We start from the raw sequence: 1,612 nt of genomic DNA on the forward strand, positions 1-1,612 counted from the left end.
ACGCTGGCCCGCGCCCGCGCCGGCGAGCGGGCGCCCGCTACCCAGCACTGAGGCGTCGGGCCGCCGCACTCAGCCGTGAGCGTCGTCCCGCAAGCGGTTGGAGAAGCGGGCGTTTCCCAGGCCGGTGCCGACGGTGAGCACCCCCCAGTGGTCCAGCTCGGTCATGTTCGGAACTTCGCTGAGCCCTTGCACCACCGCATCGTTGTGCATCACCACCGTGGTCTCGTGGCCGCCGATCTCGGGGATCGCCGCCGCGATCTCGCTCGGCAGGTGGAAGCGGCTGCTTTCCCAGTTGCCCGGCAGGTTCTGGCCGCCGCGGGTGATGGTGCCGTCCGCCTCGATCAGCCCGGGGCAGCCGACGCCGACGAAGGGGGCGAGCTTGAGCCGCGCCCGCCCGGCGCGCTCGATCAGGCCGCGCAGCATCCGCACCAGCTTGCCCACCGCCTCGTCGCGGCTCGGCTGGGGAGCCTCGTCCCGGTGGCGCCACAGCTGCGAGCGCCAGACCGCCGCCCGCGACAGGTCGGGCGCCTTGCGGCTGTTGGTGACGAGCACCCCGGCGCGGATGTTGCTGCCGCCGATGTCGACGGCGAGCAGGCTGTCGTAGCCGGAGAACATCCACGACGGGGCGAGGTGCGCCGCGCCGATCAGGCCGGCCTCGTCCGGGTGGTTGCGGATCGGCCGCAAGGTGATGTCGACGCCGCCCGCGCGCAGGATCGCCGCGGCGCGGCCGATGGCGAAGCGCCCGGCCTGGCTGTCGCTGAAGCCGCCGCCGACCACGATCGCGCGGGTGTCGCGCCACGCCTTCTGCCGGAGGAACCGCCGCACGACGGTGGCCAGCTCCTGCGCGAAATCCTCGACCGCGCCGAGGACGACGCCGGAGGCGAGCGGGTCGTCCGACAGCATCAGCCGGTCGAGGCGCTTCTTGCCGACGTCGCGGCTCGGCACGTCGCCGAGCGGGTCGTCGCCGACCTGCCGCAGCTTCTCGCGCCAGTCCTCGACGAGGTCCCGGAAGGCGCCCTTGGAGACGCGGTCGCCAATGAAGCCGTCGTCGTTGGCGAGCTCGATGTTGTAGTCGTCCACGTGCACAGAGGGCAGCTCGCCGGCGGCGTGCGCGAGCGTCCGGTGTTCGGCCTTGGCGTCGGTCATCGTGCCTCGAATGGACTGTGTCGTGCGGGCGTCGGCCGGGCGGGAATCAGGCCTTGGGCAGCATCCGGTCGCTGATGATGCGGCGCTGGATCTCGCTGGTGCCCTCGAAGATCGTCGTCAGCCGCGCGTCGCGCCAATACCGCTCGACGCGGCGCTCGGTGGTGTAGCCGTTTCCGCCGTGGAGCTGCATCGCCTGGTTGGTGACGCGCACCGCCATCTCGGTGGCGAGCAGCTTCACCATCGCGGATTCGCTCTCGGCCGCGTCGCCCTGGTCGAGGAGGTGGGCGACCTGGCACCAGAAGGCGCGCGCCTGCGCCACCTCGGCGGCCATGTCGGCAAGCGCGAAGCGCAGCGCCTGGAAGTCGCCGATCGGGTGGCCGAACTGCTCGCGCTCCTGCAGGTAGGCCTGGGTGTCCTCGACCGCCGCGCGCGCGACGCCGACGGCGCGGGCCGCGGTGTGGACGCG

The 1,612-nt window shown here is 72.8% G+C and carries 2 protein-coding genes; both read right to left on the reverse strand.

Features of this window, described 5'->3' with window-relative positions; all coding sequences use genetic code 11:
• Positions 1–69 precede the first annotated feature (69 nt).
• The gene (locus FV222_RS25385) at positions 70–1,146 is read right to left on the reverse strand and encodes an ROK family protein (RefSeq protein ID WP_147764444.1); all 1,077 of its coding nucleotides are present in this window, start codon (positions 1,144–1,146) and stop codon (positions 70–72) included.
• A 46-nt stretch (positions 1,147–1,192) separates the two neighbouring features.
• A partial coding sequence (locus FV222_RS25390; protein WP_281406924.1) for an acyl-CoA dehydrogenase family protein occupies positions 1,193–1,612 on the reverse strand: 420 nt, incomplete at its 5' end.

The organism is Methylobacterium sp. WL103, assembly GCF_008039885.1.
Taxonomy (GTDB): Bacteria; Pseudomonadota; Alphaproteobacteria; order Rhizobiales; family Beijerinckiaceae; genus Methylobacterium; species Methylobacterium cerastii.